This is a genomic window from Gordonia sp. UBA7599 (assembly GCA_002477755.1).
Lineage (GTDB): Bacteria > Actinomycetota > Actinomycetes > Mycobacteriales > Mycobacteriaceae > Gordonia.
Window position 1 is genome coordinate 589 of sequence record DLKD01000091.1, and the last position, 6,974, is coordinate 7,562.

Annotated in this window: 4 protein-coding genes; 1 reads left to right on the top strand and 3 read right to left on the bottom strand. The window is 70.8% G+C overall.

What is annotated here, in order from left to right; genetic code table 11:
* Positions 1-4,997: fatty acid synthase subunit beta domain-containing protein (locus B4L26_RS10565; RefSeq protein WP_290718765.1), on the bottom strand; the 4,997-nt coding region annotated here is incomplete at its 3' end.
* A 274-nt stretch (positions 4,998-5,271) separates the two neighbouring features.
* On the opposite strand from B4L26_RS10565, the gene B4L26_RS10570 reads away from it, so the two are divergent.
* Positions 5,272-5,688, top strand: coding sequence for an HIT family protein (locus tag B4L26_RS10570; protein WP_290718768.1), 417 nt, complete (start codon positions 5,272-5,274; stop codon positions 5,686-5,688).
* A 76-nt stretch (positions 5,689-5,764) separates the two neighbouring features.
* Here the strand turns inward: B4L26_RS10570 and B4L26_RS10575 are convergent, their stop codons facing one another.
* Positions 5,765-6,067 (bottom strand): rhodanese-like domain-containing protein, encoded by a 303-nt coding sequence (locus B4L26_RS10575; protein WP_290718770.1) that lies wholly within the window; start codon positions 6,065-6,067, stop codon positions 5,765-5,767.
* Positions 6,068-6,236: 169 nt separating this feature from the next.
* Positions 6,237-6,974: DbpA RNA binding domain-containing protein (locus B4L26_RS10580; protein ID WP_290718772.1), on the bottom strand; the 738-nt coding region annotated here is incomplete at its 5' end.

Here is a 6,974-nt window from a genome sequence, read left to right on the forward strand (position 1 = left end):
CTGGCGAACTGCCAGGCCAGCAACTCGATGAGCACGACACGGGTGAGCTCGGCGGGCCGGGCGGCCCACGAGTCGAAGTCGGCGAGCACCGCGTTGAGCGGTTCCGAGGGCACCAGGTCGGCGATTTCGGCGACGAACTCACGGCTCAGGTTGAACAGCCGCGGCACGAGGTTGGGGATGTAGTGCCCGACGAGGATCGACGGATCGATGTGCGCGGGCAGCAGCTCGTCGAGCCGCTCGCGGAACGCCGGCACACCGGCGCGCAGGACGGTCGAGTGGAAGGGCACGTCGATGCCGGGGACAAGGATGAACGCGCGCTTGCCGCCGAACTCGGCGACGCGGCGCTCGATCTCCTTCTCCAGCGCCTTGAGCCCGGCGACGGTGCCGGCGATCGCATACTGCGAACCGCGCAGGTTCAGGTTCACAACCTCCAGGAACTCGCCGACCTGTGCGCCGACACCGCCCACGAAGTCGTCGACGTCGTCGTCGGCGAGACCGAACTGACTGGGACGGATCGCCGCCATGCGGTAGTCGCTGTTGCCCTTGGCATCGCGCGGCACCAGATGGTGCATCGCCTCGCCGCGCTGGAACACGACCTCCAGGACCGCCTCCAGCGGCAGCACGCCGGCGCATGCGGCGAGCGCGTTGTACTCACCGACGGAGTGGCCCGCCGTGATGGCATCGTCGACGAAGGCGCCGGACTCGCGGAGCTCGGCGACCTGCGCCACGCCCAGGGTCGCCATGGCGACCTGGGTGAACTGCGTCAGGAACAGCACCCCGTCGGGATGGTGGTAGGTGGTCCCGTTGGCGACCAGGGTCGTCGGGTTGTCGCGGACCACGGCGAGAATGGAGAACCCGAGGGCCTCGCGGGTGTGGGCGTCGGCCCGGTCCCACACGTCGCGGGCAGCGGCGCTGCGCGACCGCGCGTCCAGGCCCATCCCCTTGCGCTGGATGCCCTGTCCCGGGAACGCGTAGACGGTCAACGGTGCGGCGAGCAACGCGGTGGCGGCCGCGACGAGCTCGCCGTCGACCTTCATCGTCGCCTCGACGACCTCGCGGCCACGGTCAAGCCCGACGCGGTCGACGCGGACGTCGACGCTGTCACCGAGACGGACCATGCCCAGGAAGCGGATGGTCCAGCCCTCGATGGCTCGGGGCGCACCGCCGCGGCGGGTGTCGCGGGCGGAGACAACCTGTTGCGCGGCGGCCGACAGCCACATGCCGTGCACGATCGGTTCGCCGAGCCCGGCCAGCGCCGCGGCATTCGCGTCGGTGTGGATGGGGTTGTGGTCGCCGGAGACCAGTGCGAAGCCGGTCATGGCGCGCGGCGCGACGATTGTCGCCGACCGCAGGAACTTGCGCGTGGCGTCGCGCTCATCGTCAGCGGCTCCCCCCGCCCGCACCGGGTCGGCGAGTTCGCCGGCGCCGAGGCGGCCGCGGATCGCGAACCGCTCGGCCAGCGTCGCGACGACGGTGTCGCCGTCGTTGATCTCCACGTCGACGGCCAGGACACGGCCCACACCGGTGTCGGTGACGCTGCGCAGCACGGCGGTGGCAGTCAGGTCAGCCTGCTGCGCCGGGATCGGCGCGTCGATCGCGATCGCATGGTCGAGGTGCACCAGGTCCAGCAGACCCTCGACGACCGGTCGGCCCTCATCGGTGCGCGCGGCCCCGATCAGCGCGAACACCGACGGCCAGGTCGCTCCGACCAGGGCGTCAGGGACGATGATGCCGGGCTCGGGTGCCAGGCCGGTGGGCAGCGAGGCGGTGGTGACGCCGCGGTGATCGGCGGCGAGGTCGGGATCCCAGGCGATCGACACGCGGGCGGTCAGCTCGCCCGACGGCGAGAGCGAGGTGGTCGCGAGGTCGCCACCGGCGGCAACCGTCACGATCCCGGTCATCGCCTCACCGGCACCGTCGATGCCGACCAGCGGCGCGCCGCCGTCGAGAATCGCCGGGGTCAGCGTCATCGGGATGGTGGTCGTGGTCGCGGCGATCGGCACGACCAGGTCGAAGCGGTCCTGCCCGACGGCACGACGCAACAGGGCACCGGAAGGTGCGTGCTCGGCGAGATCGCCGTCGACGATCTCCCACAGACCCGGGTTGCCCAGCGCGCGCACCGGGCTGGCCACGATACGGTCGGCCCAGCAGACGTCCGTGGACGCCAGGATGGTGGCGATCGGGCCGGCGGTGCCGGCCAATTCACGGCGTCGCGCGTCGATCTCGAGCGCGGGCTCGCCCGCGGCGGTCAGCTCGTCGACGAGGCCCGACTCGAAGCGGTCGAGCAGTGCGCCAACGGGCTCGTCGACTCGGGTGATGCCCGCGACCGCAACCGGGCCGGGGATGATGCACACCTCGTCGGCGCCGTAGCGCGCATCGTGGGCCTGCCACAGCGAGTCACTGCGCCACCAGCGGCGAACATCGCCGTCGACGACCGGCACGAAGTTGACCGGCTTGCCGGGGGTCTTGCACAGGTCGAGGAAGAAGGCGACGTCGGCCGGGTGCAGGATGTCCACGGTCGCGGCCGGGTACGCCGACACCAGGGCGTCGGTGGCGGCGTGCGGGTCGGTGACGGCGCCGTCGGCGAAGATGCTCACGATTTCGCCGGTGTCGGCGTCGTGCAGGCGTGCCTCGGCGCGCTGCAGCATCTCGGTGAAGCGCTGCTCCCAGGTGATGTCTGCCCAGTCCGCAGCGGTGTCGCGCTCCCCGACGGCCAGTTCGGCGTAGCGGCGCAGCCACTGCTCGTAGGTCATGGTCGTGACGTCGCCGAAGTAGGGCTTGGCGGTGCCGGCCAGCGCCGCGATGATCTCGTCGCGGCGGGCGGCCACGGCATCGGCATCGCCAGCGACCTCGTCGAGGAGGCGCCCGCACCGCGACGCGGTGTTGTCGACCTCGTGGATGTCGGCGCCGAGCTGGCTACGGCCCGAGGCCATGCCGGCCTCCGCGTGTCCGGCGCCGATCCACTCGTCGCATCCGACGGTGTCGACGAGCAGCTGCTTGACCTCGGGGCTCGTGGTGGCCTCGAGGGTGGCCATGGCGGCAGTGCCGACGAGGATGCCGTCCAGCGGCATCAGCGGGTAGTCGTGGGCCAGTGACCAGCGCCCACTCAGGTACTCCGCGGCGCGCTCGGGTGTCCCGATGCCGCCGCCGACGCAGATCACGACATTGGCGCGGGCGCGCAGTTCGGCATAGGTGGCCAGCAGCAGGTCGTCGAGGTCCTCCCACGAGTGGTGCCCACCGGCGCGGCCGCCCTCGATCTGGACGATGACGGGGTGATGGGGCACTTCGGCGGCAATGCGCACGACGTCGCGGATCTGGCTGACCGTGCCCGGCTTAAACGCGACGTAGTGCAGGCCGGCCTCGACGAGCTCGTCGACGAGTGCGACCGCGTCCTCGAGCTCGGGGATGCCAGCCGAAACGATGACGCCGTCGATCGGCGCCCCCTGGGCACGGGCCTTTTGCACCAGTCGCTTGCCGCCCAGCTGGAGCTTCCACAGGTACGGGTCGAGATAGAGCGCATTGAACTGCGCCTGACGGCCCGGCTCGAGCAGTGCGGTGAGCCGCTCGACGTTGTCGGCGAAGATCTCCTCGGTGACCTGCCCACCGCCGGCGAGCTCGGCCCAGTGCCCGGCGTTGGCGGCCGCGGCGACGATCGCCGGGTCCACAGTCGTGGGCGTCATGCCTGCGAGCAGCATCGGCGAGCGCCCGGTCAGGCGCGTGAAGGCGGTATCGATGACCGAGCGGCCGTCGGGCAGCACTGCCAGTCGCGGTGCGTAACGGTCCCAGGCGCGGGCCACGTCGGGCACGCCGCCGGGTGCGAACAGGTTGCGCTGACCGCCGCGCAGCGCCGCGGGGATGACCCCCACGCCGGTACCGCGGACCAGAGACGACGACAGCCGGGTGACAGTGTCACTCGGGCCGAGGTCGAGGATCCACTTGGCGCCGTCGGCGACGACCTCGCCGACGATCGACACCCAGTCGACCGGATCGACGAGAACGGCAGCAGCCTGCCGGCGGGCCCAGGACGCGTCCAGGCCGCAGCGCTGCGCCCACTGCTCGACGAGGTCGACGGCGTCGGCCATCTCGGGGTGATGGAACGCCACCGAGACGGTCAGCGGGTCGAACGTCGGCGCGAACGGGGCACCGCCGACCAGCTTGCGCTTGCGGTCGTCGGCCTCCTGCGCGGCGATCTGCTCGCAGCGCGCCTGGACCGCGGCCAGGTGCACCGGCGCGCCGGAGAGGACCACTCCGCGGCGGCTGTTGCGCAGCGCGACGACGGGCAGCCCGCGCTCACCGTCGACGGCGTCGGCACGGTAGGCGGCCAACACCTCGTCGATGCGGGCGGGGACGACGTTGGTGACCGAGAGCATCGGCGACCCGTCGGCCGCCGAGTGCAGGCCGCGACGGGCGGCGACCACGCTGCCGGCGGCGCCGATCAGGCGGGCCAGCGCCAGAAGGGCGCCGTCGCCGGGAGCATCGGCGAGGTTCTCGCCCACGCGCACCGCGTCGACGGCGAGGCATCCCTGGGAGTGGCCGACGACGCTGCACGGCGGGAACTCGTCGGTGTCGAGGCCCTGCTTGCGCAGCGACGCCACGGCGGCGAGCTGGGCGAGCAACACACCGGGGACCGACGCGGTGGCGGCGCTCAGGGCAGTCTCGTCGGGCAACCCACTGACGGCACCGGCCCCCTCGTCGAGGGCGTCGCCGGCCTCGTACAGCTCGACCCAGTGCAGCGGGTCGAAGCCGTCGGGTGCGGCCATCGACAGCTCGGCGGCCACGGGCTCTAGGAGCCGCTGCGAGGCGACGACGGTCTGGGCGAAGCTGCGCTGGAGCTCCGCGTCGACCACCAGCTCGGCCAGCGTGGGGAGCCACGGGGTGCCTTGCCCGCCGAACCCGACCGCGTACGCCTCGCCGTTGGCGATCCGGTCGATCAGGGACTCCGGTGCGTTGTACGAGTCGGTACGGGCGGTGACGATGCGGTCCTGGTCGATGGTCACAGGTTCTCCTAGATACGTGCGCGTGGCGGGATTCGACGACCATCGTCGCACGCCAAAATGAGGGAACCCTCATGTTTTGGGGTGACCCGTCGGTATACCCGCGAGTAGTCTGGCGAGTAACTTTTCCGGCCGCGTGACCTGCTTCACATGTGCCAGTCAAAGTTCCTGCTCACGCGCCAGCCGACCGCGGACGACGCCCTCACCTGCAGCGATGGGCAATCGTTATCAAATCGTTATCAACCGCGGTCGCGGCGAATCCGGTATGGTCCCGGCCATGTCCGACTGCATCTTCTGCGATATCACCACCGGCAAGGCGCCTGCCCGCCAGGTCTACTCCGACGATGACGTCGTCGGCTTCCTCGACATCCGGCCGGTCATGCGCGGGCACACGCTGATCGTCCCGCGGACCCACTCCTCCGGGCTCGCCGACCTCGAGCCCGACGCCGGCGCCAAGGTGTTCGCCGTCGGCCAGCGCGTGGGCATCGCGATGCGCAAGGCGCTCGGCGCCGACGGCGTCAACCTGCTCGTCAACGACGGTCGTGCCGCAATGCAGACGGTGTTCCACACCCACCTGCACGTCGTGCCGCGCCACCACGGCGACAAATTGTCGTTCGCCAAGGGGCTCGTGGTCCGTCGCGACCCGAACCCCGACGAGACCGCGGCGCTGATCCGGCGCGCACTGGCCGACTGACGCACACAACCGCTACAAAAACCAACAGTCGCTACCGTTGCGACGGTAGCGACTGCGAGGACTTGTAGCGGTTGCGTCAGGCGCGCTCACGCATTGCGCGGAAACCGCCGGCAATGCGGACCAACTTGGTGAAGCCGAGGCGCGACAAACGAGTTTCGATCTCGTCGGCCTGGGCGTTGAGCGCCACGACCGCCACCTCGGCGTCGTGGCGGACAGCCGGGTTCAGCCGGAGTCGACCGGTCAGCTCGCCGGGCTCGACCACAAGCGCGCCGGGCACACTCCCCTGGTGCCGCACGACCTGGGGCCGCACGTCCAGGATCACCGCATCACCGCATGCGGCGTGCTCAAACGCCTGTTCCGCTGTGATCTCCCGCATCATGGCCAACTCCCGGTTTCGTCTCGTGTTCGCGCTGTCACATCGTCTCGTGAAATTCCCTGGGTGCAACGACACTTATCGCGCGCCGGGTTCCCATTGTTACGGATATCACATCGCGTTAACGCCCACGAAATCGCAAAGGTTCGGTCTCAGTGTCGACCGCGGCGCGGCTTCAGTACTTGCCGCGACGGCCCGCGACCTTGGGATTCGACCGCCGGTTGCCGTCTCGCGGACCACCCTTTCCGTCGCGCGGGCCGCCTTTGCGGCCCCCACGGGAGCGCGGCGGGCCCATGTCTCGCCGCAGGTCGATGGCGTTGCGTCCGATGCGGGTGTGCTTGAGCTGGGCCAGTGTCTCGGCGTCGAGGTCGGCGGGCAACTCGACGAGCGAGAAGTCGTCGCGGATGCTGATGTTGCCGAAGTCCCCGCGCGAGAGTCCGCCCTCGTTGGCGATCGCCCCGACAATCGCCCCCGGGGTGACCTTCTGCTTGCGCCCAACGGCGATCCGGTAGGTCGCGAACGAACCGCCCCCGCGCGGTGCGCGCTCGGAGCGGGGTTCGCGCGGCGGGCGCTCGCCGGGGGGCGGATCGGGTGCCATCAGGAAGCCACCGTCGCGCGTCTCGAGCGCCAGCGCTGCAGCGATGTCGGCCATCGCCACGTCGTTGTCGCGCGCATAGCTCTCCACGAGCCCGCGGAACAGGTCCAGGTTGTCCGAACCGAGGTTCTCGGTGATCGAGTCGGCGAAACGCGCCACGCGCTGAGCGTTGACGTCCTCGGCCGAGGGCAGGTCGATCTCGGTCAGCGGCTGCCGCGTCGCCTTCTCGATCGCACGGAGCAAGTGGCGCTCCCGCGGCGAGACGAACAGCAGCGCGGTTCCCGACCGTCCTGCGCGGCCGGTGCGGCCGATGCGGTG